The organism is Ancylobacter crimeensis (assembly GCF_023016805.1).
Taxonomy (GTDB): domain Bacteria; phylum Pseudomonadota; class Alphaproteobacteria; order Rhizobiales; family Xanthobacteraceae; genus Ancylobacter; species Ancylobacter crimeensis.
Window position 1 is genome coordinate 93,252 of the sequence record NZ_JALKCH010000008.1, and the last position, 23,625, is coordinate 116,876.

The 23,625-nt window shown below is 67.7% G+C and carries 24 protein-coding genes; 15 read left to right on the plus strand and 9 right to left on the minus strand.

Going from position 1 to position 23,625, the window contains the following annotated elements; genetic code table 11:
* Positions 1-2 precede the first annotated feature (2 nt).
* Genes MWN34_RS13495 through MWN34_RS13525 form a run of 7 tightly spaced genes read left to right on the plus strand, consistent with a single transcriptional unit; the run spans position 3 to position 7,408 of the window.
* Positions 3-1,037 carry an ABC transporter permease gene (locus MWN34_RS13495; RefSeq protein ID WP_247029820.1) on the plus strand — a complete coding sequence of 345 codons (1,035 nt, stop codon included), beginning with the start codon at positions 3-5 and terminating at the stop codon, positions 1,035-1,037.
* Between the two features lie 36 nt (positions 1,038-1,073).
* The gene (locus tag MWN34_RS13500; RefSeq protein WP_281503006.1) at positions 1,074-2,543 is read left to right on the plus strand and encodes an NAD-dependent succinate-semialdehyde dehydrogenase; all 1,470 of its coding nucleotides are present in this window, start codon (positions 1,074-1,076) and stop codon (positions 2,541-2,543) included.
* A 17-nt stretch (positions 2,544-2,560) separates the two neighbouring features.
* Positions 2,561-3,940: an aspartate aminotransferase family protein gene (locus MWN34_RS13505; protein WP_247029821.1), complete on the plus strand. Its 1,380-nt coding sequence runs from the start codon at positions 2,561-2,563 to the stop codon at positions 3,938-3,940.
* A 12-nt stretch (positions 3,941-3,952) separates the two neighbouring features.
* Positions 3,953-4,819: a 5-oxoprolinase subunit B family protein gene (locus tag MWN34_RS13510; RefSeq protein WP_247029822.1), complete on the plus strand. Its 867-nt coding sequence runs from the start codon at positions 3,953-3,955 to the stop codon at positions 4,817-4,819.
* A gap of 1 nt (position 4,820) precedes the next feature.
* Positions 4,821-5,795 carry a 5-oxoprolinase subunit C family protein gene (locus MWN34_RS13515; protein ID WP_247029823.1) on the plus strand — a complete coding sequence of 325 codons (975 nt, stop codon included), beginning with the start codon at positions 4,821-4,823 and terminating at the stop codon, positions 5,793-5,795.
* A gap of 19 nt (positions 5,796-5,814) precedes the next feature.
* Complete coding sequence (locus MWN34_RS13520; RefSeq protein ID WP_247029824.1) at positions 5,815-6,051, plus strand: acetyl-CoA carboxylase; 237 nt, start codon at positions 5,815-5,817, stop codon at positions 6,049-6,051.
* 4 nt (positions 6,052-6,055) lie between these two features.
* Positions 6,056-7,408 carry an acetyl-CoA carboxylase biotin carboxylase subunit gene (locus tag MWN34_RS13525; protein WP_247029825.1) on the plus strand — a complete coding sequence of 451 codons (1,353 nt, stop codon included), beginning with the start codon at positions 6,056-6,058 and terminating at the stop codon, positions 7,406-7,408.
* A 132-nt stretch (positions 7,409-7,540) separates the two neighbouring features.
* Here MWN34_RS13525 and MWN34_RS13530 read toward each other — a convergent pair whose 3' ends face one another.
* The 5 genes from MWN34_RS13530 to MWN34_RS13550 all read right to left on the minus strand — a co-directional run bounded on the left by MWN34_RS13530 (position 7,541) and on the right by MWN34_RS13550 (position 12,260).
* Positions 7,541-8,179, minus strand: a complete 639-nt coding sequence (locus MWN34_RS13530) for a MarC family protein (RefSeq protein WP_247029826.1) — start codon at positions 8,177-8,179, stop codon at positions 7,541-7,543.
* A 101-nt stretch (positions 8,180-8,280) separates the two neighbouring features.
* The gene (gene cysW, locus MWN34_RS13535) at positions 8,281-9,156 is read right to left on the minus strand and encodes a sulfate ABC transporter permease subunit CysW (protein WP_247029827.1); all 876 of its coding nucleotides are present in this window, start codon (positions 9,154-9,156) and stop codon (positions 8,281-8,283) included.
* An 11-nt stretch (positions 9,157-9,167) separates the two neighbouring features.
* Positions 9,168-10,001, minus strand: a complete 834-nt coding sequence (cysT, locus tag MWN34_RS13540; protein ID WP_247029828.1) for a sulfate ABC transporter permease subunit CysT — start codon at positions 9,999-10,001, stop codon at positions 9,168-9,170.
* A 165-nt stretch (positions 10,002-10,166) separates the two neighbouring features.
* Positions 10,167-11,201: a thiosulfate ABC transporter substrate-binding protein CysP gene (gene cysP / locus MWN34_RS13545; protein WP_247029829.1), complete on the minus strand. Its 1,035-nt coding sequence runs from the start codon at positions 11,199-11,201 to the stop codon at positions 10,167-10,169.
* Positions 11,202-11,327: 126 nt separating this feature from the next.
* Positions 11,328-12,260 carry a DMT family transporter gene (locus MWN34_RS13550; RefSeq protein ID WP_247029830.1) on the minus strand — a complete coding sequence of 311 codons (933 nt, stop codon included), beginning with the start codon at positions 12,258-12,260 and terminating at the stop codon, positions 11,328-11,330.
* A gap of 97 nt (positions 12,261-12,357) precedes the next feature.
* Here MWN34_RS13550 and MWN34_RS13555 point away from each other — a divergent pair, with 97 nt between their 5' ends.
* From MWN34_RS13555 to trpA, 4 genes are all read left to right on the plus strand, one after another.
* Positions 12,358-13,215 carry a LysR substrate-binding domain-containing protein gene (locus MWN34_RS13555; protein WP_247029831.1) on the plus strand — a complete coding sequence of 286 codons (858 nt, stop codon included), beginning with the start codon at positions 12,358-12,360 and terminating at the stop codon, positions 13,213-13,215.
* 89 nt (positions 13,216-13,304) lie between these two features.
* Complete coding sequence (locus tag MWN34_RS13560) at positions 13,305-14,042, plus strand: phosphoribosylanthranilate isomerase (RefSeq protein ID WP_247029832.1); 738 nt, start codon at positions 13,305-13,307, stop codon at positions 14,040-14,042.
* Between the two features lie 73 nt (positions 14,043-14,115).
* Positions 14,116-15,327 (plus strand): tryptophan synthase subunit beta, encoded by a 1,212-nt coding sequence (gene trpB / locus MWN34_RS13565; RefSeq protein WP_247029833.1) that lies wholly within the window; start codon positions 14,116-14,118, stop codon positions 15,325-15,327.
* Between the two features lie 8 nt (positions 15,328-15,335).
* A complete protein-coding gene (gene trpA, locus MWN34_RS13570; protein WP_247029834.1) occupies positions 15,336-16,184 on the plus strand; it encodes a tryptophan synthase subunit alpha in 849 nt (282 codons plus the stop codon).
* Between the two features lie 92 nt (positions 16,185-16,276).
* On the opposite strand, the gene mctP is transcribed toward trpA, so the two are convergent.
* Entirely contained in the window at positions 16,277-17,767 is a 1,491-nt protein-coding gene (gene mctP / locus MWN34_RS13575) for a monocarboxylate uptake permease MctP (protein WP_247029835.1), read from the minus strand.
* Positions 17,764-17,934 (minus strand): DUF3311 domain-containing protein, encoded by a 171-nt coding sequence (locus tag MWN34_RS13580; RefSeq protein WP_247029934.1) that lies wholly within the window; start codon positions 17,932-17,934, stop codon positions 17,764-17,766. The genes mctP and MWN34_RS13580 overlap by 4 nt, the downstream gene beginning before the upstream one ends.
* A gap of 320 nt (positions 17,935-18,254) precedes the next feature.
* On the opposite strand from MWN34_RS13580, the gene accD reads away from it, so the two are divergent.
* Together accD and MWN34_RS13590 are read left to right on the plus strand one after the other, a co-directional pair.
* Complete coding sequence (gene accD / locus MWN34_RS13585; RefSeq protein WP_247029836.1) at positions 18,255-19,157, plus strand: acetyl-CoA carboxylase, carboxyltransferase subunit beta; 903 nt, start codon at positions 18,255-18,257, stop codon at positions 19,155-19,157.
* 16 nt (positions 19,158-19,173) lie between these two features.
* Positions 19,174-20,529: a bifunctional folylpolyglutamate synthase/dihydrofolate synthase gene (locus tag MWN34_RS13590; protein ID WP_247029837.1), complete on the plus strand. Its 1,356-nt coding sequence runs from the start codon at positions 19,174-19,176 to the stop codon at positions 20,527-20,529.
* A gap of 134 nt (positions 20,530-20,663) precedes the next feature.
* On the opposite strand, the gene infC is transcribed toward MWN34_RS13590, so the two are convergent.
* A complete protein-coding gene (infC, locus tag MWN34_RS13595) occupies positions 20,664-21,188 on the minus strand; it encodes a translation initiation factor IF-3 (protein ID WP_247029838.1) in 525 nt (174 codons plus the stop codon).
* A 317-nt stretch (positions 21,189-21,505) separates the two neighbouring features.
* Between infC and MWN34_RS13600 the strand changes: the two genes are divergently transcribed.
* Entirely contained in the window at positions 21,506-22,288 is a 783-nt protein-coding gene (locus MWN34_RS13600) for an alpha/beta hydrolase (RefSeq protein ID WP_247029839.1), read from the plus strand.
* Positions 22,289-22,314: 26 nt separating this feature from the next.
* Here MWN34_RS13600 and rsmD read toward each other — a convergent pair whose 3' ends face one another.
* Positions 22,315-22,872: a 16S rRNA (guanine(966)-N(2))-methyltransferase RsmD gene (gene rsmD, locus MWN34_RS13605; protein WP_247029840.1), complete on the minus strand. Its 558-nt coding sequence runs from the start codon at positions 22,870-22,872 to the stop codon at positions 22,315-22,317.
* A 111-nt stretch (positions 22,873-22,983) separates the two neighbouring features.
* On the opposite strand from rsmD, the gene MWN34_RS13610 reads away from it, so the two are divergent.
* On the plus strand, positions 22,984-23,625 hold a 642-nt coding region (locus MWN34_RS13610), incomplete at its 3' end, for a hypothetical protein (RefSeq protein ID WP_425532112.1).

The following is a 23,625-nucleotide window of genomic DNA, read 5'->3' on the forward strand; positions in this document are numbered from 1 at the left end:
CCATGAGCTTTTCCCGTTCCGAGGCCGGTCACAAGACCTCCATGGCCGGCGGCCTGCGGGCGCGCCTCCTGCGCTTCGGCGCCCTGCCGGTGGTGCTCGTCATCTGCATCGTGGTGTTCCAGATGGGCAATCCGCGGTTCCTGTCGAGCGCCAACACCATCAACATGATGCAGCAGGGCGTGTTCCTGATGCTCATCGCCTTCGGGCAGATGCTCGTGCTGCTCTCCGGCGGGTTCGACCTTTCGGTGGGCGCCGTGGTGGCGTTGACCTCGATCGTCTCCGCCCAGGCGATGGTCGCGGTGTCGAACGCCTACCCGGACAGCCAGTGGCTGCCGATTGCCGCTGGGTTCGGCGCCATGCTTGCGACCGGCGTGGTCGCCGGGCTCATCAACGGCTTCGGCGTCGCGGTGCTGAAGGTCAACGCCTTCATCGTCACCCTGGCGACGGCCTCGATCTTCAAGGGCGTGACGCTGGTCATCTCGCAGGGGCTACAGGTGAGCGGCCTGCCGCGCGACTTCGTCTATGGCATAGGCTCGGGCCGCTTCCTCGGCGTGCCGATGTCGGTGTGGCTGGCGCTGCCGGTGCTCGTCCTGATCTATCTTCTGGTCCACCACATGCGGTTCGGCCGCTACATCTATGCCATCGGCGCGAATGTCCGGTCCGCGGTCGTCGCCGGCGTCGACATCCGCTTCTACCTCATCGCCAGCTATGTGTTGTGCGCCACGGTCACCGCGTTTTCCGGCTGGCTGCTGACGGCACGCGTCTCCTCCGGCGAGCCGTTGCTCGGTGGCGAGTTCCCGCTCAACTCGATCGCGGCCGCGGTGATCGGCGGGTGTTCGCTGCGGGGAGGCGAGGGGCGGGTGTTCGGCGTCTTCCTCGGCGTGATCTTCATCACGGTCCTCGCCAACGGCATGGATCTCCTGCGCATCGGCTCGAACTACCAGATGATCGTGCTCGGCATCGTGCTGGTCGGAGCCGTGGTTCTCGATCGCTATCGCTCGGGCTCGGGCTCGGGCTCGGGCTCGGCGCGACGCTGAGGCGGCGCCCTCTTCTCAATGCCAAAGGTTGTCGTGATGTCCCATGTGCCGGCCAAGGCCATTCCCCATCTCCATGAAAAGGCGCTTGTCGGAGGGAGCTGGGTTTCCGCGCCGTCCGGCGGAGTGATCGACGTCACCAATCCCGCCGATGGCATGCGGGTGGGGAGCGTGCCCAATCTCGACGCGAGCGGGGCGCTTGCGGCGGTAGCGGCGGCAGAGAACGCCCTTCCTGCGTGGCGCGGGCTTTCCGCCCAGCAGCGCGCCGCGCATCTCCGACGCTGGCACGGGCTTGTGCTCGAACATATCGAGGGGCTGGCCCATCTCCTGACCACCGAGCAGGGCAAGACACTCGCCGAAGCCCGCGGCGAGATCGCCTATGGCGCAACCTTCATCGAATGGTTCGCGGAAGAAGCCAAGCGTGTTTATGGCGACACGATCCCCGCCCCCAAGGCGGGAAGCCGCATCATCGTCCAGAAGCAGCCGGTCGGCGTGGTCGCTGCGATCATTCCGTGGAATTTTCCGTCGGCGCTGTTCAACCGCAAGGTTGCCGCGGCCCTCGCAGCCGGCTGCACGGTGGTGGTGAAGCCCTCCGAATTCACCCCGTTCAGCGCGCTGGCCCTCGCGGCATTGGCCGAGCAGGCCGGCCTTCCCAAGGGGGTGGTGAATGTCGTCACCGGCGATCCCGCGCCGATCGGGGAAGCGCTGATGGCCAGCCCGGTGGTGCGCAAGATCTCGTTCACCGGCTCGACCCGCGTCGGAAAGCTGCTGCTCGCACAGGCGGCCCAGACGGTGAAGCGCACCTCGATGGAGCTGGGCGGCAACGCGCCGTTGATCGTCTTCGACGACGCGGACATTCCGACCGCGGTGCAGGCGTGCATGAACTCGAAATTCCGCAATGCCGGCCAGACCTGCGTGTGCGCCAACCGGATATATGTGCAGGACGGCATCTATGCTGCCTTCAGCCGGGCGCTGGTGGCGGCGGTCGAGCGGCTGAAAGTGGGCCCCGGCCTGTCGGAAGGCGTGACCATCGGGCCGCTGATCAACCGTGCGGCGGTCGCCAAGGTGGAGCGACACATCGCCGATGCGGTCGCGAAGGGCGGGCGGATCGTGCTCGGCGGTACGCGTCATGCGCTCGGCGGCACCTTCTTCGAACCGACCGTCATCGAGGGTGCGACGGACGAGATGGACCTCGCCCATGATGAAACCTTCGGTCCCGTGGCTCCCCTGTTCCGCTTCGCCGACGAGGCCGAGGCCATCGCTCTGGCAAACGCCACGAGCTACGGCCTTGCCTCCTACATCTTCACCGCCAGCCTCGACCGGATGTGGCGCGTCACCGACGCGCTCGAAACCGGCATGGTGGGTGTGAACGAGGGACTCATCTCCAACGAGGTGGCGCCGTTCGGCGGCATCAAGGAGAGCGGGTTGGGCCGTGAAGGTTCGCGCTACGGGATCGATGAATATCTCGAGCAGAAATACATCATGATTTCACCGGCGCTGGCCGCGTGATCGGGGGAGGAACTGCCATGAGCGCTTCCAATTCGCTGGCCCATGCCGACATCACCACCCTGTTGCACCCCTACACGGATGCCCGTGCTCATGAGGCGAAGGGTCCGATCGTCATCGATCGGGGCAAGGGCATCTACGTCTACGACGACAGCGGCAAGGAATATATCGAAGGGCTCGCCGGGCTCTGGTCGGTGGCGGTCGGCTTCGACGAGCCGCGGCTGGTGGAGGCCGCAGCGCGGCAGATGGCGAAATTGCCATATTACCATACCTTCAGCAGCAAATCGCACGAGCCTTCCATCCGGCTCGCCGAGAAGCTGGTGGAGATGACGCCGGAGAACCTGACCCGCGTCTTCTTCACCTCATCGGGTTCGGAAGCCAACGACACCGTCGTCAAGATGGTGTGGTACATGAACAACGCGCTGGGGCGCCCGCGGAAGAAGACGTTCCTCGCACGCACCAAGGCCTATCACGGCATCACCGTCGCCTCGGGTTCGCTGACCGGCCTGCCAAACAACCATCGCGATTTCGATCTGCCGGCCATTCCGGTGCGCCACCTGACCTGCCCTCACTTCTATCGCTTCGGCCTGCCGGGCGAGAGCGAGGCAGCATTCACCGCGCGGTTGGTCGCCGAAGCCGAGCAGGTCATTCTCGAAGAGGGGCCGGAGACCATCGCCGCCTTCATCGGCGAGCCGCTGATGGCCGCCGGCGGGGTGCTGCCGCCACCCGAAGGCTACTGGCAGGGCATCGAGGCACTGTGCCGGAAATACGATATCCTGCTGGTCGCGGACGAGGTCATCAACGGCTTCGGCCGGCTCGGCTCCAGCTTCGGCTGCGTCCATTACGGCTTCACGCCGGACATATTGGTCGCATCCAAACAGATCACCTCGTCCTACATGCCGCTGGCCGCGATCGTATTCAGCGAAGCGATCTACAACGCCATCGCCGACAATACGGCGCGTATCGGCACCTTCGGCCACGGCTTCACCGCCTCCGGCCATCCGGTCGCTACGGCGGTCGGACTCGAGAACCTCGCCATCATCGAGGAGAAGGACCTCGTCGGCAACGCGGCGCGTGTCGGCGCGGTGCTGCAGCGTGAGCTCGCCCGTTTTGCCGATCATCCCCTGGTTGGCGAGGTGCGCGGCGCCGGCCTGATCGCCGCGCTCGAACTGGTGAGCGACAAGGCGACCAAGGCGCCGTTCGCGCCGATCGGCAAGGTGGGCGCTGCCGCCTATGCGGCGGGCCATGCCAACGGCCTCATCGTGCGTGCCATCGGCGACACGGTGGCGCTGTGTCCGCCGCTGGTCATCACGGAATCGCAGGTCTTGGAGCTGGTGGCGCGCCTCGGGCGGACCCTGGATGACGTCGCGGCGCAACTGCCCGACCTGCAGCTCGGTTGAGGGAGACGCCCGGTGATCTACGCCCAACCCACATTCCTTCCTGCCGGCGATCGCTATGTGCTGATCGAGTTCGGCAACGAAATGAATCTCGACCTCAATTTCATGGCGCAGGGCCTCGCCTCTGCGGTGCGACAGGCGGCGATTCCCGGCATCATCGAGACGGCGCCGTGCTTCGCCTCGCTCCTGGTTCATTACGATCCCGAGATCCTCACCTTGTCGCAGACAGCGGATCTGCTGGGAGGCCTCGCCGCCTCGCTCGGCCGTTCGGACGATATCGAGCTGTCGAGCCGGCTGTTCTATTTGCCGGCTCTCTATCTCGATCCGTGGACCCGCGAATGCGTGGAGGATTATTGCGCCCGCATCGCGAAGAAGGTGCCGGACCCCGAACTGCTGGTGCAGGAGAACGGGCTCGACGGCGTAGACCATCTGGTGCGGCTGCATTCCTCCTCGGAATACTGGGTTGCCTCGCTCGGTTTCTGGCCGGGGCTGCCCTTCCTGATGCCGCTCGATCCGCGTGCGCGGCTCACCGCGCCGAAATACAACCCGCCGCGCACCAACACGCCGCAGGGCGCGATCGGGCTCGGCGGAGCGGCCAATTCGATCTATCCCGTCGCGACGCCCGGCGGGTACCAGATCTTCGCGCGCACCCCCGTCCCGATCTGGGATGCGACCGGCACGCGGCGCGGCTTCGACGGCGCCCTGTGCCTCTTCCGGCCGGGCGACCGCATCCGCTTCGTTCCCGTGACACGCGATGAGTATGACGCTGTCGAGGCCCAGGTGAACGAGAACCGGTACGAAGTAACCGTTGTCGAATATCAGAAATTCGTCGTTCGCGACTACAAGGCGTGGTGCGAGAAGCTTCCCGGGAAGAGGGCCTGACATGATCGAGATCGTCAAAGCCGGGCTCGAGACGTCCATTCAGGATTATCCCGGCCGCATCGGCTACTGGAACCAGGGCTTCCCGCCGTCCGGTCCGATGGACAGCTGGTCGTTTCGCATGGCCAACATCCTGGTCGGCAATGCGCCGGGGGCGGCGGGGCTCGAATGCCAGTTCCTCGGCCCCACGCTCGGCTTCCAGCAGGACACTGTGGTGGCGATCACCGGGGCCGACATGAGGCCGACGCTCGACGGCATTGCCTTGCCGCTGTGGCAATCGGTGGCGGTGCGGGCGGGACAGGTGCTTGCGCTTGGCGCAGCCCGTCTCGGGGCTCGCGCCTATATCGCGATCGCCGGTGGCATCGCCAACCCGGAACGCCTCGGTTCGCGCTCCACCTTCCACAAGGCGGGGGTTGGCGGCATCGACGGGCATGCGGTGAAGGCGGGTCAGGTGCTGCCCGTGTTCGACGGCACGGGGACGGCTGGGCTCGTGGTCCCGGAAGCGCTGCGGCCTGAGATCCGAACCGACAGGCGTTGGGAGATCGAGGTTTGCGCCGGACCGAACGACGACTGGATCGACGCGGCCGGGCAGGAGCGTTTTCTGTCCTCGGACTGGAAGCTGTCGGCGAAATCGGATCGTACCGGCTTCCGGCTCGAGGGGCCGGAATGGACCTTTGCGGAGAAGGCGATCAACAAACCGAAGGAGCACGGCTCGCTGCCGTCCAACATCATCGATCACGGGTACCCGCTCGGCGCGATCAACCTCGCCGGCCAGACCCCCATCATCCTCGTCAATGACGGTCCGTCGATGGGAGGGTTCATCAACCCCTACACGGTGCCGTCCGCCGCATTCTGGAAGCTCGGCCAGGCAAAGCCCGGCGAAATCTTCCGCTTCCGCCAGGTGAGCGTCGAGGAGGCGCAGGACATGGCGCGCGCGATCAAGGCGCGCTGTGTCGCCGGCAACCTCGTGACGCTCTGAACACCGAAGGGATACCTCCATGGCCACGCAGATCCTCGCTCCCCTTCCCGGCGTGTTCTATCGCCGCCCCACGCCCGCCGAGCCGCCGTTCAAGGAAGAAGGCGACGCGGTGGCCGTGGGCGACACCATAGGTCTGGTCGAGGCGATGAAGTCCTTCTTTCCGGTGGAGGCCGAAACGGCCGGACGGCTCGTCGCCTATCGGATCGAGGACGGCCAGACGGTCGATGCCGACGACGTGATCGCGGACATTGCGTAATCCGATGGCCATACGGAAGCTGTTCATCGCCAACCGCGGCGAGATCGCGGTCAGGATCAACCGCGCCGCGCGCTCGCTGGGTATCGCGACCGTGCAGGCCGCAAGCGAGGCCGACCGCGACATGCTGGCTTGTCGCCTGGCCGACGAGGTGAGCGTGGTCGGCCCGGCCAAAGCCTCCGAATCCTATCTCAACATCCCGGCCATGATGGCTGCGATCACGGAGAGCGGGGCGGATGCCGTGCATCCCGGCTACGGGTTCCTGTCCGAAAATCCCGCTTTCGTGCAGGCCGTCGAGGCGGCCAGTATCACCTTTGTCGGCCCCGGTGCGGACACCATCGCGCGGATGGGCGACAAGGCGACGGCGCGGGCCGAGGCCATTGCCGCCGGCGTACCGGTCGTGCCCGGAAGTCCCGGGCGCGTCGACGGCGCGGCGGAAGCGCTGCGCCTCGCCCCGGAGATCGGTTATCCGGTGATGGTGAAAGCCAGCGCCGGTGGCGGCGGGCGCGGCATCCGCGTCGCCCGCGACGCGGCCGATCTCGAAAAGCAGCTTCCGCTGGCGATGGCCGAGGCCGGGGCTGCGTTCGGCGACAACGGTCTTTATTTGGAACGCTACATCGAGCGGGCCCGCCATATCGAGGTACAGGTCCTCGGCGACGGGGAGCGCACGGTTCATCTGTTCGAGCGCGAATGCTCGCTGCAGCGCAAGCGCCAGAAGGTATGGGAGGAGGGGCCATCCTCCGCGCTCGCCGAAGAGACGCGGCAGCGGCTCTGCGCCTCCGCCGTGGCGCTGGCCGAGCGGGTGGGATATCGCGGCGCGGGAACGCTGGAATATCTCTATGACGACCAGACCGGCGAATTCTTCTTCATCGAGATGAATACCCGGATCCAGGTCGAGCACCCGGTGACCGAGGCGATTACCGGCATCGATCTGGTCGCGGCACAGCTCCGCATCGCTGGCGGCGAAACGCTGTGGTTGACGCAGGCGGACGTGATCCGCAAGGGCCACGCCATAGAGGTGCGCATCAACGCGGAAGATCCGGCCCGGCATTTCATGCCGTCACCGGGAACCATCACGCGATACGAGCCTCCTGCGACCGGCCGCTTCGATACCTTCGTTTATGAAGGCTACAAGGTCGTTCCGTTCTACGACTCGCTGCTCGGCAAGCTCATCGTGCATGCCGAGACCCGGCAGGGTGCTCTTGCCGCGCTGGAACAGGCCCTCGGCAGCCTCAGCGTCGAAGGCATCAAGACCACCGCGCCGCTGCACAGGACCCTGCTGAAGGCTCCCGACGTGGTGGCCGGCAACGTCAATACCTCCTGGCTGGAACGCTGGATGCAGGCGGCGAAGCCCGCATGAGACGGGGGCAGGGTCCGCACGCTTCTTCCCCTGGAGGTATTGCGAGCGGGGCGAACCGGTAACCTCGAAGGGAGCGAGCGCTCGCGCTCTCTCCCGCGCGATGGCGGACGATGACGGAGCGCCGGCTTGGGCCTAATGCAGCCAGCCGGGAAAGATGACGCCCAGCGCGTCGCCGATCATCTCCATGGCGATGGCGGCAAGGACGATGCCCATCAGCCGCTTGGCGACCGACAGCACGGTCGGTGAGAGTCGTGTGCCGAGCCATGGCGCCAGCAGCATCACCGCGGCGAAGAAGGCGAGATAGACCGCGAGCCCGGTGTAGAAGCCGGCGACCTCGGCCCGGCTGCGCGCGCTGTCGGCATAGACGATGATCGTCGCCATCGTGCCGGGGCCCAGCGAAAGCGGCAGGCCAAGCGGGTAGATGCCGGGATTGTCGGCGGCACGATACTGGGTCTGCTCGCCGGGCGTGCCCTTGTGCGAGGCATGCTCCTCACCATTCAGCATGGAGAGTGCGATCAGCAGCACCAGCAAACCGCCGGCGAGGCGGAAATGCGCGACATCGATGCCGAACAGCGCCAGCACCCAATTGCCGGCCAGCGCGCAGACCAAGGCGCCGATGCTCACCGTGGCAAGGAGCGCCAGCAGCGCGCTGCGCCGGCCCGCCGCATCCAGATCCTCCGTCAGTGCCAGGAAGATCGGAACGGTGCTGAGAGGGCCCATGATGGCGAACAGGGCCGCGAACAGCTTGGCGGCAAGCGACAGGTCGATCATGCAGGCCTCCGGCGCGACAATTCTGTTGAGGTGCCCGATTTGCGGAACGCTGCCAATGGCCGGCGCGGCGAATCCGCCCGAAATGCGCGGTCAGGCCGGCTTCAGTGTCCTGCCCCGCCGGCACGGCGCACCGCATTGGCGTCGAGCCGTTCGATCACGGCCTTGGCGATGAGGGTGAAGAGGGCGACGCCGGCCAGGATGGTGGCCACGGCGAAGGCCGCCACCGCGTTGTTGTCCTGGTAGAGCAACTCGATCTGCAGCGGCAGGGTGTTGGTCTGGCCGCGGATGTTGCCGGAGACCACAGACACCGCGCCGAACTCGCCCATCACCCGCGCATTGCACAGCGCCGCGCCGTAGAGGAGGGCGAAACGGACGTTCGGCAGCGTGACGAGCCGCAGGATGCGCCAGCCGCCGGCCCCGAGCGTGACGGCCGCCTCTTCCTCCTCGGAGCCCTGTGCCAGCATCAGCGGGATGAGTTCGCGCGCCACGAAGGGCGCGGTGACGAACAGGCTGGCGAGGATGATGGCGGGCACCGCGAACATGATGCGGATGTCGTGCGCCTCGAGGAACGGTCCGAGCAGGCCCTGTCCGCCATAGACGAACAGATAGGCGACGCCGGCGATGATCGGCGAGATCGAGAAGGGCAACTCCACCAGCGCCAGCAGCAGCCCGCGGCCTGGGAAGCGGAACTTGGCGATGGCCCAGGCGGCGGCGATGCCGAAGGCGATGTTGATCGGCACCACCACGAGTGCGGTGAAGATCGTGAGCCCGATGGCATAGCGGGTGTCCGGATCGGCGAAGGAGGCAAGATAGGCCGCCGTGCCATGCCGGAACGCCTGGTGGAAGATCGCGGCGAGCGGCGCCACCAGAACGAACAGCGTGGCGAACAGAACGATGCCGATCAGCAGGCGACGCGTCAGCTTCCCGTCGCCGACCCGCAGCGGGCCTGACGCGGTGCGGGTCTTCTCCGTATCCATGGCCGACCCGCTCATTTGGCCAGCCCGTAGCGGCGCTGCTGCCAGAGCTGGGTGAGGTTCACCGCCAGCAGCAGCAGGAAGGCCAGCCCCAGCAGGGTCGCGGCGATGGCGGCGGCGGCCGGGTAGTCATATTCCTCGATACGGATGAAGGTGAGCAGCGACACCACCTCGGTCTTCAGCGGCAGATTGCCGGCGATGAAGATGATGGCGCCGAACTCGCCCAGCGAACGCGCGAAGCCGAGCGCGGAGCCGGTGATGAAGGCTGGCAGGATGGCCGGCAGGATCACGGTGCGGAAGATCCGGCCGTCCGAGGCGCCGAGCGTCGCTGCGGCTTCCTCGACATCGGCGGCGAGGTCTTCCAGCACGGGCTGCACCGTGCGCACCACGAAGGGCAGGCTGGTGAAGGCCATGGCGCAGGCGATGCCGGCGGGGGTGTAGGCGACCTTGATACCGAGCTGGGCCAGCGGCGCGCCGAACCAGCCATTGCTGGCGAACAGTGCGGAGAGCGATAGCCCGGCGACCGCCGTCGGCAAAGCGAAGGGCACGTCCACCAGCGCGTCGAGCAGGCGCTTGCCGGGAAACTCGTAACGCACCAGCACCCAGGCGAGAGCGAGGCCGTAGATCGCATTGAACACCGTTGCGGCGGCGGCGGTGGTGAGAGTGATGCGGAACGCCGAGAGCGTGCGCGGCCCGGTCATGATCACGATGTAGCGGGCGAAGCCGATATCGGCGGCCTGCCACACCAGCGCGCCCAGCGGCAGCAGCACGATGAGGCTGAGATACAGCACCGTGAAGCCGAGGGCGAGCGGGAAGCCGGGGATGACGCGGCTGATGTCGCGGCTCATAACGCGGCCCACATGGCGGCTCTCTCGGCCTCTTCTGTCGTGCAGGGAACCCGGCCCCGGATTGTGCCGGTTCCGGGGCCATGCCGCAAATGGCCGGCAATGTCCAGTGCGCAGGGGAGATCGACGGGCGCCGGGCGGCACCCGTCCTGTCTCATGCGCCGCCCGTCACTGTGCGACGAAGAGGGTGTCGAGCTTGCCGCCGGAGGCGAAGTGCTCCTTCTGGACGTTTGCCCAGCTGCCCAGCGCGTCCTCCACCTTCAGCAGGCGGACGGGGACGAATTTCGCCTTGAATTCCTCGGCCACCTTGGCGTCGACCACGCGATTGTTGAACTGCGCCGCCACCTTCTGGCCTTCCGGCGAATAGAGGAAGGTAAGGTAGTCGGTCGCGATCTGCCGCGAGCCGCGCTTGTCCACCACCTTGTCGACCACGCTCACCGGGAATTCGGCGAGCAGGCTGACCGGCGGCACGACCACCTCGAAGCCCTTGTCCTTATAGGCGTCGCGCACGCCGAGCACCTCGGACTCGAAGGTGATCAGCACGTCGCCCTGCTCGCGGTCAACGAAGGAGGTGGTCGCCGCGCGCCCGCCGGTGTCGAACACCACCACATTGCCGAGCAGCTTCTTGGCGAAGGCGTCCGCCTTGGTGGTGTCGCCCTTGAAGGTCTCGAGCGCGAAGGCATAGGCGGCGAGATAGGTGTAGCGGGCATTGCCGGATGTCTTGGGGTTGGGGAAGACCAGTTTCACGTCGTCCCGTACCAGATCGTCCCAGTTCTTGATGCCCTTGGGGTTGCCCTTGCGCACCAGGAAGGCGGGGAAGGAGTACCAGGGCGAGGAGGCGTTGGGCAGGCGCCCCTGCCAGTCCTTGGCGACGAAGCCCTTGTCGACCAGGAACTGGATGTCGGTGATCTGGTTGAAGGTCACCACGTCGGCGTCGAGCCCCTCGACGATGGAGCGCGCCTGCTTGGAGGTGCCGGCATGGCTCTGCTTGATGGTGAGCTCCTTGCCGGTCTTCGTCTTGTAGGCCGGGACGAACTGGGCGTTGACGGCCTCGAACACCTCGCGCGCCACGTCATAGGAGGCGTTCAGAAGGGTGGTCGGCTCATCGGCACGGGCCGCGCCCGCGCCGAGCGCCCCGGTCACCAGCGGGGCAAGGGCGGCGACGAGCGCGGCATTGAGAAGCTGGCGGCGCGACAGGCGCATGGGACTCTCCGGTCGATAAAATGCATTTCAGAAGAGTGAAATTATCAATTTCACAATCGTAATCGACCTAGCACACCCCTTGTCGCTGAGGAAAGTGCAAAAATGCGTGTCCGCCCCGCGTGGCGATCAGGACGGCCGACGCGCCCGTGGCAAAGGCAGCCGCAAGCCGAGCCGCCCAGCGATGGTGCCGGTGGCGATGAAGGCAAGTCCAAGCCCTTGCGCCACCCCCAGAGGATGGCCGTAGATCAGCCAGTCCACCGCGATCGCGACCAGCGGATAGACGAACGTCAGGATGGCGATGGCCGGCGTCTTCAGGCGCGGAAAGGCCGAATACATCAGCACATAGGCGATGCCGGTGTGCAGCACGCCGATGCCGATCAGCCACGGCCAGGCGGTTGGAGGTATGGGCGCGCTCCAGTCGGCGAAGGGGCCGAGCAGCACGATGCCGGTCAGCGTCTGGCAGAAGGCGGTGACCTCCGGGCGCTGGTCGCCAAGACCCTTGGCCAGCAGCGTGCCGGCGGCGTAGAGCATCGCACCCACCAGCGCCATGCCGATGCCGGCGACCCAGTGCGCATCCGGGGTGGCACCGAAGCCGGTCAACCCGCTCGCCAGCACGACGCCGAGAAAGGCGAGCGCCATCCAGCCGAGCTGTGCCGCGCTCGCCCGCTCGCCCAGCAGCGCCATGCCGAGCAGCACCACGAAAAAGGGCTGGATGTGGTAGACGATCGTGGCGGTGGCAATGGTGGTCATCCGCATCGCCGCGAAGAAGCAGGTCCAGGTGAGAACCGTACAGACGCCGGCGAGCGCGGCGCGCATCAGGTGCCGGGCCTTGAGCCGGTCTGCCCGCAATTCGCCGCGCAATACGCACCATGCGCCGAGGAACAGGCTGCCGAACACGCAACGCCAGAACACGATGCGCACCGGATCGAGTCCCGACTGGGTGGCAAAGGCGCCGACCGTGCCCGCGATAGTCATGGCAAGCGCCAAAGCGGCACCGGGCGGCAGGCTGAAGCCGCGAGCAGGCAGGGGCAGGCCGGTGGCGGATTCGGCGGCGGACATGGGGCGGGCCTCGATTGGCGGAGCGGGGAGTCTCCGCCGCGGCATGTATCCAATCAAACGAATAGATCGGAAGGCTGCCATCTGTCATGCTGATGGAATGACACCACATCTCGACCTCGACTTGCTGCGTTCCTTCGTAACCGTGGTGGAGGCGGGCACGCTGTCGGCGGCGGCCCCGCGGATCGGGCGCAGCCAGTCGGCAGTGAGCATGCAGATCCAGCGCCTGGAGCAGAGCCTCGGCGCTCCGCTGCTGCTGCGGCTGCCGCGCTCGGTCGAGCTGACCCCGGCGGGGGCCGATTTCCTCGTCTATGCGCGTCGGTTGCTGAAGCTCTCGGAAGAAGCAGTCGCCAGCATCTCCCGGCCGGTGGAAACCGGGCTGGTGCGGCTTGGCGTGCCGGACGACTATGCCGCCATGCTGCTGCCGCAGGCCCTCGCCCGCTTCGCCGAGGCGCATCCGCGGGTGGCGCTGGAGGTGGTATGCGAGCCCTCGACCCACCTTCTGCCGGCGATCGGGGAGGGGAGGCTCGATCTCGCTATCGTCACCGGCACCCGCCCGCATCGCATCGAGGTGCTGCGCCGTGAGCCGCTGGTGTGGGTCGCCTCGCCCCATCATGTGCCGTGGATGGAGGATCCGCTGCCGGTCGCGCTGTTCGAACCCGGCTGCTCGGCGCGGATGAACGTGATCGACGCGCTCGGCGCCGCCGGGCGGGCGTATCGCGGCGTGTGTTCCAGCGCCTCCCTGCTGGGGGTGACGGCGGTGGTGGAGGCCGGTCTCGCCGTGGCCGGGCTTGCGGCCTGCAGCGTGCCGCCGCAGCTCAAGGTCATCGGCGAGGCCGAGGGCCTGCCGCCACTCGCGCTGCTGGAGATGTGCCTGCTGCGCCATCCCGGCGCCGAGACACCCGCTGTGCTGCGGCTGGAGGAGGTGCTGCGTCGGGAACTTGCAAGCCTGCGCTGAAGCGGGTTGCCTCGCGGTGCGGGGCAAAGCGTGCTAGAGCCTTTTCCCCGAAAGTCGACGGGCTTTCGCCAAACAGGAAGGCGCTTTTCGTGTCGCTCGACATCAAGATCTGCGGGCTCAGCACCCCCGAGACGCTCGACGCCGCGCTCGGCGCCGGGGCGGATCTGGTCGGCCTCGTGTTCTTCGCGAAAAGCCCGCGCAACGTAACTCTGGACACCGCCAGACGCCTCGCTGCCCGGGCCCGCGGGCGGGCCAGCCTCGTCGCGCTGACCGTGGATGCGACCGATGCCGAGCTCGCCGCCATCATCGAGAAGGTGTCGCCAGACCTCCTCCAGCTTCATGGCCATGAGGGCCCCGAGCGGGTCGCCGCCATCCGGGCCCGCTTCGGGCGGCCGGTGATGAAGGCGGTGGGCATCGCCGAGGCGGCCGATGTGGCTGCCGCTCGCGCCTATGAAGGCGCCGCCGACCGGCTTCTGCTGGACGCCAAGCCACCACGCGGCGCCATGCTGCCCGGCGGCAATGGGTTACCTTTCGACTGGAGCCTGATCGCCGATTTCACACCCGCCGGCCCCGATATGCTTGACGGGCCGAAGCCCTTTATGTTGTCAGGAGGCCTGACCCCGGAGACGGTGGGCGAGGCGCTCCGCCTGACCCGCGCGCCCGGCGTCGACGTGTCGTCCGGCGTCGAGAGCGCACCGGGCGTGAAGGATCCCGAACGGATCGTCGCTTTCGTGCAAGCCGCGCGGGCCGCCGCCCGCCATGCTCGCGGGATCGCGACATCCGTGCGCGCCGTTTCCCGGCGCGCGGCCGAAGACATGAAGACCTGAGGAACGCGCCGTGCCCCTCGGGGTCATTTCCGGGCACGCCGTGCCGCGGCCGCAACGAGACGAGTGAAGCTCCGTGAACGTACCCAACTCCTTCCGCACTGGCCCTGACGAGAACGGGCATTTCGGCATTTTCGGCGGACGCTTCGTCGCCGAGACCCTGATGCCGAACATCCTGGAGCTGGATGCCGCCTATCAGGCAGCCAAGGCCGATCCCTCCTACCGGCAGGAGATGGATGCCGGGCTGAAGCATTATGTCGGCCGGCCGAGCCCGCTCTATTTGGCCGAGAGGCTGACCGAGCATCTCGGCGGAGCCAGGATCTACCTGAAGCGGGAGGAGCTGAACCATACCGGCTCCCACAAGGTCAACAACGTGCTCGGCCAGATCCTGCTGGCCCGCCGGATGGGCAAGAGCCGCATCATCGCCGAGACCGGCGCCGGCCAGCACGGCGTCGCCACCGCCACCCTGTGCGCGCGGTACGGCCTGCAATGCGTGGTCTATATGGGCGCGGTCGATGTCGCCCGACAGGCCCCGAACGTGTTCCGCATGAAGATGCTGGGCGCCGAGGTGGTGCCGGTGCAGTCCGGCTCCAGAACCCTCAAGGATGCCATGAACGAGGCACTGCGCGACTGGGTCACCAATGTGCGCGACACCTTCTACTGCATCGGCACGGTGGCGGGCCCGCACCCCTATCCCGCCATGGTGCGGGATTTCCAGTCGGTCATCGGCAACGAGACCCGCGAGCAGATCCTGGAAGCCGAAGGCCGGCTGCCGGACAGCGTGATCGCCTGCATCGGCGGCGGCTCCAACGCCATGGGGCTGTTCCATCCTTTCCTCGACGACCCCTCGGTCAAGATCATCGGCGTCGAGGCGGCGGGCCACGGGCTCGCCAGCGGCCAGCATGCGGCGTCCCTCACCGGCGGGCGTCCCGGTGTGCTGCACGGCAACCGCACCTACCTGCTGATGGACGATGACGGCCAGATCGCCGAGGCCCATTCCATCTCCGCCGGGCTCGACTATCCCGGCATCGGGCCGGAGCATTCCTGGCTCCACGACATCGGCCGCGCGACCTACATCTCGGCGACCGACGAGGAGGCGCTCGCTGCCTTCCAGCTTCTGTCGCGGCTCGAGGGCATTATTCCGGCGCTGGAGCCGGCCCATGCGCTGGCCAAGGTGATCGAGATCGCCCCGACCCTGCCCAAGGAGCATCTGATGGTCGTTTCCCTCTCCGGCCGCGGCGACAAGGACATCCCGCAGGTGGCCGAAATCCTCGGTAGCCGCCTGTGAGTGCCGACATGACCCGTACCCCGACCCGCCTGACCCACCGCTTCAAGGCCTGCGCCGCCGAGGGCCGCGCCGCACTCGTGACCTTCATCACGGCCGGCGACCCGGACCTCGCCACCTCGCAGGCGATCCTGAACGCGCTGCCGGGCGCCGGCGCCGACGTGATCGAGCTCGGCGTGCCCTTCACCGACCCGATGGCCGACGGCCCGGCGATCCAGGCCGGCGGCCTGCGCGCGCTGAAGGGCGGACAGACGCTGGCCAAGACCATCGCCATGGTGCGCGCCTTCCGCGCCACCGACGATGCCACGCCGATCGTGCTGATGGGCTATTACAACCCGATCTACATCTATGGCGTCGACCGCTTCCTCGCCGATGCCATCGCCGCCGGCGTCGACGGCGTCATCGTGGTGGACCTGCCGCCGGAGGAGGATCGCGAGCTCTGTCTGCCGGCGCTGGCGGCGGGTCTCGACTTCATCCGCCTCGCGACGCCGACGACCGATGACAAGCGGCTGCCTACCGTCCTCGCGAACACGGCGGGCTTCGTCTATTACGTCTCGATCACTGGAATCACCGGCTCGGCGACGCCGGATCCTTCCGCGGTCACCGGCGCCGTGGCGCGCATCAAGCAACACACCGACCTGCCGGTCGCAGTCGGCTTCGGCGTGCGCACGCCCGAGCAGGCCGCCGCCATTGCCTCAGGTGCGGACGGTGTCGTGGTCGGCTCGGCGCTGGTCGACGCCGTGCGCGCCAGCCTGGACGGCGAGGGCAACGCCACCGCCGGCACGGTGGAGGCGGTGACCTCGCTGGTGCGCTCGCTGGCGCAAGCGGTGCGCGGGGTTGGCCGGCAAGCCGCCGAATAAAGCTGCCGCAGAATAAGGGGGCTTTCCCCTACGGAACAGAAAACCCGCCCGGAGCCTCCTCCGGACGGGTTTTCGTTTTGACGGGGCCGCGCTCAGGCCTGCGAGGAGACCGGGCGCGGCGAGACCGCGGACAGCACGAGGTTGGCGATTACCGCCACCACCACATTCGCCGCGAAAGCGAGCAGGCCGACATAGATCGCGTAGGTGTCCCCGCCGAAGACCAGCTTGTGCACCGGCACCAGCCCGTCCGAGAACGCGGTGACCGTGCCCCAGCCAATGCCGACCAGCCAGCCGAGCAGCAGCGCCGGGGCGCGGAACCAGCGGGTGAACAGGCTGAACACCAGCGCCGGGAAGGTCTGCAGGATCCACAGGCCGCCGAGCAGCTGAAGGTCGATGGCGAACTTGGTCGGCAGGAAGACGATGCAGGCCAGCGCACCGACCTTCACCACCAGCGAGGCGATCTTCGCCACCTGCGCCTCGCCCGCCTCGGTGACGGCCGGGTTCACATAGGCCTTCCAGACGTTACGGGTGAACAGGTTCGAGGCGCCGATCGACATCACCGCCGCCGGCACCAGCGCGCCGATGGCGATGGCGGCGAAGGCGAAGCCCGAGAACCAGCCGGGAAACAGCGTCTGGAACAGCACCGGCACAACGTCGGTCGGGCTGCTGACCTTCACCCCCGCCGCATGGGCCATGTAGCCGAGCAGGGCGATGAGGCCGAGCAGAACGGTGTAGGCCGGCAGCAGCACCGCGTTGGAGCGGATGGTGTTGGCGCTGCGGGCCGCGAAGATGCCGGTCAGCGTGTGCGGATACATGAAGGCGGCGAGCGCCGAGCCGAGCGCCAGCGTCGCATAGGGCAGCATCTGCGCATCCTTGAGGATCAGGCCGGTATTGCCGCCCTTCACCTGGAACGCCGCATCCGCCGCGCTGAACACCGCGCCATAGCCGCCGAGCTTCATCGGCACGATCACCACCGCGACGATGACGACCACATAGATCATCAGGTCCTTCACGAAGGCGATCAGCGCAGGCGCGCGTAGGCCCGCCGAGTAGGTGTAGACGGCGAGGATGAGGAAGGCGAGGATGATCGGCAGCTCGCCCTGCAGGCCCATGGCGGAGAGCACCGCCTTCATGCCCACCAGCTGCAGCGCGATATAGGGCATGGTGGCGACGATGCCGGTGAGCGCGACCGCCAGTTCCAGGAAGCGGTTGTTGTAGGTGCCGTGCACCACGTCGGCCGCGGTGATGTAGCCCTTGGAATGGGCCAGCTTCCACAGCTTCGGCATCACGACGAAGATGAAGGGATAGACGATGATGGTGTAGGGCAGGGCGAAGAAGCCATAGGCGCCCACCGCATAGACCAGCGCCGGCACCGCGATGACGGTGTAGGCGGTGTAGAAGTCGCCGCCGACCAGGAACCAGGTGATCCAGACGCCGAACTGGCGCCCGCCGAGCCCCCATTCGTCCAGCTTGGCGTGGTTGTCGGCCCGTTTCCAGCCGCTGGCGATGAAGCCCATCACCGTGACGAGCGCGAAGAAGGCGAGGAAGACCGAAAGCTCGGCCCAGCTATGTACCGCGATCATTCTTCCGTCCCCGCCTTCCAAGCCACATAGGTGATGAGCGAGGTCAGCGGCACCCAGAGCAACTGATACCAGTAGAAAAACGGGAAGCCGAAGAGCTGGGGCTCCATGAAATTGTAGAACGGCACCCATAGGAGCCCTATGAAGGGCAAGATCAGCAGCCAGCGCATGAGCGTTTTCCTCGGAAGGCGTGGTCTTTGACGGCGCGGTTGGCGGGCAAGCCCGTTCGAGCACATATGACAACCGGCATAGGACGGGCCCTTGGCGCCGTCCAGCGCGTCTTTTCTGGTATCGTTACGTAAGCTGATCGCTTTTTTCGCCCCCATAGCCCGGGATGCCGTCATGTTGCTGTCATGGAGGCGGCGCGAAACCAAGCGTCGCGTCTTCCATTGGCGGGCTTTCGGCATTAGATGAGGGCGCGGCCGGCCTCCCGGCCCGCGCGGCGACATTTTCGCCGACCGCCGCCTGTCCACCGTTCGGAGCACGCCCCTTGAACTGGATCTCCAACGTCGTCCGCCCGAAGATCAGCAGCTTCCTGAACCGCCGGGAAGTGCCGGAAAACCTCTGGGTGAAGTGCCCCGAGACCGGGCAGATGGTGTTCCACAAGGACCTCGAGGCCAATCTCTACGTCATTCCCGGCTCCGGCTTCCACATGCGCATGGACCCCATGTCGCGGCTGCGCTCCATCTTCGACGGCGGCAAGTGGTTCGACGTGGCGTTGCCGGCGGTTGCCGCCGATCCGCTGAAGTTTCGCGACGAGAAGCGCTATGTCGACCGGCTGAAGGACGCGCGTGCCAAGACCGGCGCGCAGGATGCGCTGAAAGTCGGCTACGGCAAGCTGGACGGCCTTCCGGTCACCGTTGCGGTGCAGGATTTCGGCTTCATGGGCGGCTCGCTCGGCATGGCCGCCGGCGAGGCGATCGTGACCGGGCTGGAGACCGCGGTTTCGCGCGGCACGCCCTTCATCATCTTCGCCTCCTCGGGCGGCGCGCGCATGCAGGAGGGCATCCTCTCCCTGATGCAGATGCCCCGCACCACCTGCGCCATCCAGGAACTGCGCGAGGCGCGGCTGCCTTACATCGTGGTGCTCACCAATCCGACCACGGGCGGCGTCACCGCGTCCTACGCCATGCTGGGTGACGTGCAACTCGCCGAGCCGGGCGCGCTGATCGGCTTCGCCGGGCCGCGGGTGATCGAGCAGACCATCCGCGAGAAGCTGCCCGAGGGCTTCCAGAGGGCCGAATATCTGCGCGACCACGGCATGGTCGACCTCGTCGTGCACCGCCACGAAATGCGCGACACCCTCGCGCGGCTGTGCCGGCTGATGATGCGGGCGCCGAAGCACACCGAAGCCCGGCTGCCCGCAGACGCGGCGGCGCCGGCCACGGTCTGAGGCGACGGGGCACGTCATGGTCGCGCATGGTGCGGGTGTTCCGGCGGGCGGCCCCGGCGATCCGTCGTCGCTTCCTTCCGACGCGATCCTCGACCGGCTGCTCGCCCTGCATCCCAAGCTGATCGATCTCTCGCTCGACCGAATGTGGCGTGTGCTGGAGCGGCTCGGCCACCCTGAGCGAGCCCTGCCGCCGGTGATCCATGTCGCGGGGACCAACGGCAAGGGTTCCACCGTCGCCTTCATGCGCGCGGTGCTGGAGGCGGCGGGCCTGAAAGTCCACGTCTACACCTCGCCTCATCTGGTCCGCTTCAACGAACGCATTCGTCTGGCCGGGACGCTGGTGGACGAGGCCCGGCTCGCAGCGGCACTGGCGGCGGCGGAAGTCGCCAATGACGGGGCGCCGATCACCTTCTTCGAGATCACTACCGCCGCAGCGCTGCAGCTCTTTGCCGAGGAGCCGGCGGACGTCCTGCTGCTGGAGGTCGGGCTCGGTGGTCGCCTGGACGCGACCAATGTGGTCGAGCGGCCGCTTGCGAGCGTCATAACGCCCGTCTCGATCGACCATGTCGAGTTTCTCGGCGACACGCTGGGAGCCATTGCGGGCGAGAAGGCGGGCATCCTCAAGGCCGGTGCTCCCGCGATCATCGCACGCCAGCCGCGCGAGGCGCTGCGGGCGATCGAGCGCCGGGCGGCCCGCCTCGGCGTGCCGCTGCATATCGCCGGCGAGCAGTTCCATGCATATGAAGAAGGCGGCCGCCTCGTGGTGTCCGATGAGGACGGCCTCATCGACCTGCCGCGTCCCCGTCTCGTCGGCCCGCACCAGATCGAGAATGCCGGCCTCGCGGTCGCGACTCTGCGCGCGGCGGGGTTGAAGCTGCCGATCGAGGCCTATGAGGCCGGCATGCGCGCCGCCGATTGGCCGGCCCGGCTGCAGCGGCTGCCGGCCGGCCCCCTGGTCGCCCGCGCGCCGGCTGGGATCGAGGTGTGGCTCGACGGAGGGCACAATGCCGCCGGGGGGCAGGTGCTGGCCGCCGCGCTGGCCGATATCGAGGACCGGGCGCCGCGTCCGCTTGTGTTGATCGTTGGCATGCTCGCCGCCAAGGATGCGGGGACGTTCCTTGCGCCCTTCGCCGGTCTGGCGCGCGAGCTCATCGCGGTGCCGATGCCGGGCGACCACAAGGGGCAGCCGCCTGAAGCGGTGGCGGCCGCCGCGGCTGCCCACGGCATCGCCGCTTCGATCGCATCCGGCGTCGGCACGGCGCTGGAGGGATTGGCGAGCTTTCCCGCCCCCCCGCTGCCGCGCGTGCTGATCTGCGGCTCGCTCTATCTCGCCGGCACCGTACTGGGCGCCAACGGCACTTATCCCGATTGAACCTTCCGGCGCGGCCCGGCGGGCCAGACGGGCCGCGCCGGCATTCATCCGAGAACGCAGAACGCACGAAAACGCCCGGCCGCGTCGCGACCGTGCGCAGGAACGGGTGGGCCGTGAGGAAGGTCTCGCCCGGCTCAGCGCGGGGCGAGGACCATGATCATCTGGCGGCCTTCGAGCTGAGGCTCTGATTCCACCTTGGCGATGGTGGCGAGCTCGTCGCGGACCTTGTTGAGCAGCTTGTAGCCGAGCTCCTGGTGCGCCATCTCGCGACCGCGGAAGCGAAGGGTGACCTTCACCTTGTCGCCTTCCTCGAAGAAGCGATGGATGGCCTTCATCTTCACGTCGTAGTCATGCGTGTCGATGCCGGGACGCAGCTTGATTTCCTTGATCTCGACGACGTGCTGCTTCTTGCGCGCCTCGTTGGCCTTCTTCTGGTTCTGGTACTTGAAGCGGCCGTAATCGAGGATCTTGCAGACCGGCGGCACGGAATTCGGCGCGATCTCGACGAGGTCGAGGCCAGCTTCCTGGGCCATGCCGAGCGCCTCGCGCGTCGGTACGATGCCCTTGTTCTGCCCGTCCTGGTCGATGAGCTGGACTTCGCGGATGCGGATATCTTCGTTGACGCGCGGGCCTTCCTTTTCCGGCGCGACGGGTCTCATGGGGCGGCGAATGGCGGTCTTCTCCTCTGCCGTTTAAAAAACGCCTCACCTGCCGGCGGTGTCATGGTGGCACCTGATCATCGGACAGGCGTGAGACGGTTGCAGAACATCGTGACAAACCCGCCGGAAGTCAACGGGATGACGCGTTTTGAGGCGGCCGCGATGCGCTGCAGCGCAGCAACTGGGCACGCAAGGCCCCTGCGTCAAGCCCCGCGCCGCGAAAAGCTGCGGTGATTGCCTATCCGTTGCCGGCGCGCATCATGAGGATTAAGCAGCCTCTCGCCCGTGCCGTCGCGGGCCGCCGACAGGAGCCGCCCGTGAACGACGCAGCAGACCGCCCGCAGACCCTTTCCGTCGGCGCCGATGCGCGCCCCATCGCGCTCCGCCTGACCGACGGGGCGGCGAACAAGCCCGGGGTGCTGTGGTGCGGCGGCTTCCTCTCCGACATGCGGGGCAGCAAGGCGGAGGCGCTTGCGCAGTGGGGCCGGGCAAACGGCCGCCGCATCGTGCGCTTCGACTACTCAGGCCACGGGGAGAGTGGCGGCAATTTCGAGCACGGCACCATCTCGCGCTGGGCCGAGGAGGCGCTCGCGGTGCTCGACACGGTCTGCATCGGCCCGCAGATCGTGGTCGGCTCCTCCATGGGCGGCTGGATCGCCCTGCTGCTCGCCCGTGCACTCGCCACCCGCGGCGGCGCTGGCGCCGGCAAATTGAAGGCGCTGGTGCTCATCGCTCCGGCGCCGGACTTCACCGAGGAACTGATGTGGAAGGCTATGCCCGAGGATGTGCGGGCCGTGCTGCTCCATGACGGCAAATGGGTTCGCCCTTCCGAATATGGGCCCGGCATGACCATCACCCGCGGGCTCATCGAGGACGGACGGCAAAATCTGGTGCTGGGCACGCCCTTCGCGGTCGGCTGCCCGGTGCGTATCCTGCAGGGAGTGGCCGATCCGGACGTGCCGTGGCAGCATGCGCTGCGTCTTGTGAGCTGCCTCGCGGAGGACGATGTGGTGCTCACGCTGATCAAGGACGGCGATCACCGCCTGTCGCGGGCCGAGGATATCGAGCGGATCATCGCCGCGATCGAAGACGTGACCTGAAGCCGCGCCGGATCTCGGAAAATGCTCTATTCCGGCACGCGCAGGAAGATCAGTTCGGTGGTATCGTAGAGGCGGCGCTCCAGTTCGGTGAAACCCACCGGCGCGACGAAGCCCGGCTCGATTGCTTCCTCGACCACGATGAGCGCCCCCGGCGCCAGCCAGCGGCCCTTGAGCGCGCCGGCGAGCGCCTGTTCGGCAAGCCCCTTGCCATAGGGTGGATCGCAGAAGACGAGATCGAAGGCGTCGCCCGCCATGGCGTCGCCCAGCTTTGTGGCGTCGCGCTGGAAAATGCGGGTGACGCCGCCGAGCCCAAGCGTCTCGACATTTGCGCGGATCAGGCCGCGCGGCTCGGCGGCCTCCTCGACGAAGATCGCGAACGCCGCGCCGCGCGACATCGCTTCCAGCCCCAGCGCGCCGGTGCCGGCGAACAGGTCGAGCACCTGCGCGCCATCGGCAGGATCACCATAGGCATGGGCGAGCACGTTGAACAGCGCCTCGCGCAGCCTGTCCGTCGTGGGACGGGTGGCGAGCGAGGACGGTGTCTTCAGCGCGCGCCCGCGAAAGCGGCCGCCGACGATGCGCATGTCTCAGGCTCCGGCTCAGCCGCGCGGACGTGGGCCGCGTGGACCCTTGCCGCCGCCGAAGCCGCCGCCGCTTCCTTTGCCGCCGGGTCCGCCGCTACGAGCCCCGCCGCCATGACCCTTGCCACCAGGCCCCCTGCCGGGGCCTCGGCTGGCCTGCGGCTTTCCGCCGGCGCCGCCCTTGCCGCCGAAGCTCTTACCGCCCAATCCTTTGCCCGAGGGACGTCCGCCGGAAGCTTCGCCCCCCTCGGTGCCCTTGCCGCCGCGGCCGAAGCGATTCTGTTCGGACTTCACCCGCCCGCTGTAAGGCCGGTCGCTGCCGCCCTCGGAACGCGGAGTACGGGGCCGGAACGGGCGTTCGCCCCCCTCAGTCCCTTCGGGACGCGGGGTGCGGGGACGGAAGGACCGCTCGCCCTGCGGTTCGCCCTCGCGGCGCGGGCCGCGGGAACGGAACGGACGCTCGCCGCCCTCGGCACCTTCGGGGCGCGGGGCGCGGGAACGGAAAGGCCGCTCGCCCTGCCCCTCACCCTCGCGGCGCGGGCCGCGGGAGCGGAACGGACGCTCGCCGCCCTCGGCACCTTCGGGGCGCGGGGTGCGGGGCCGGAAGGACCGCTCGCCCTGCGGTTCGCCCTCGCGGCGCGGGCCGCGGGAGCGGAACGGACGCTCGCCGCCCTCAGCCCCTTCGGGACGTGGGGTGCGGGAACGGAAAGGCCGCTCGCCTTGTCCCTCACCCTCGCGGCGCGGGCCGCGGGAGCG

Coding starts and splice junctions, on each gene's coding strand:
- MWN34_RS13495 (WP_247029820.1), top strand. CDS start 3: ATGAGCTTTTCCCGTTCCGAGGCCGGTCACAAGACCTCCATGGCCGGC.
- cysW (WP_247029827.1), bottom strand. CDS start 9,156: ATGGATACGGAGAAGACCCGCACCGCGTCAGGCCCGCTGCGGGTCGGC.
- MWN34_RS13505 (WP_247029821.1), top strand. CDS start 2,561: ATGAGCGCTTCCAATTCGCTGGCCCATGCCGACATCACCACCCTGTTG.
- MWN34_RS13590 (WP_247029837.1), top strand. CDS start 19,174: ATGGTCGCGCATGGTGCGGGTGTTCCGGCGGGCGGCCCCGGCGATCCG.
- rsmD (WP_247029840.1), bottom strand. CDS start 22,872: ATGCGCATCGTCGGCGGCCGCTTTCGCGGGCGCGCGCTGAAGACACCG.
- MWN34_RS13515 (WP_247029823.1), top strand. CDS start 4,821: ATGATCGAGATCGTCAAAGCCGGGCTCGAGACGTCCATTCAGGATTAT.
- MWN34_RS13580 (WP_247029934.1), bottom strand. CDS start 17,934: ATGCGCTGGCTGCTGATCTTGCCCTTCATAGGGCTCCTATGGGTGCCG.
- trpA (WP_247029834.1), top strand. CDS start 15,336: ATGACCCGTACCCCGACCCGCCTGACCCACCGCTTCAAGGCCTGCGCC.
- MWN34_RS13525 (WP_247029825.1), top strand. CDS start 6,056: ATGGCCATACGGAAGCTGTTCATCGCCAACCGCGGCGAGATCGCGGTC.
- MWN34_RS13500 (WP_281503006.1), top strand. CDS start 1,074: ATGTCCCATGTGCCGGCCAAGGCCATTCCCCATCTCCATGAAAAGGCG.
- MWN34_RS13550 (WP_247029830.1), bottom strand. CDS start 12,260: ATGTCCGCCGCCGAATCCGCCACCGGCCTGCCCCTGCCTGCTCGCGGC.
- infC (WP_247029838.1), bottom strand. CDS start 21,188: ATGAGACCCGTCGCGCCGGAAAAGGAAGGCCCGCGCGTCAACGAAGAT.
- MWN34_RS13555 (WP_247029831.1), top strand. CDS start 12,358: ATGACACCACATCTCGACCTCGACTTGCTGCGTTCCTTCGTAACCGTG.
- MWN34_RS13520 (WP_247029824.1), top strand. CDS start 5,815: ATGGCCACGCAGATCCTCGCTCCCCTTCCCGGCGTGTTCTATCGCCGC.
- MWN34_RS13530 (WP_247029826.1), bottom strand. CDS start 8,179: ATGATCGACCTGTCGCTTGCCGCCAAGCTGTTCGCGGCCCTGTTCGCC.
- mctP (WP_247029835.1), bottom strand. CDS start 17,767: ATGATCGCGGTACATAGCTGGGCCGAGCTTTCGGTCTTCCTCGCCTTC.
- cysP (WP_247029829.1), bottom strand. CDS start 11,201: ATGCGCCTGTCGCGCCGCCAGCTTCTCAATGCCGCGCTCGTCGCCGCC.
- cysT (WP_247029828.1), bottom strand. CDS start 10,001: ATGAGCCGCGACATCAGCCGCGTCATCCCCGGCTTCCCGCTCGCCCTC.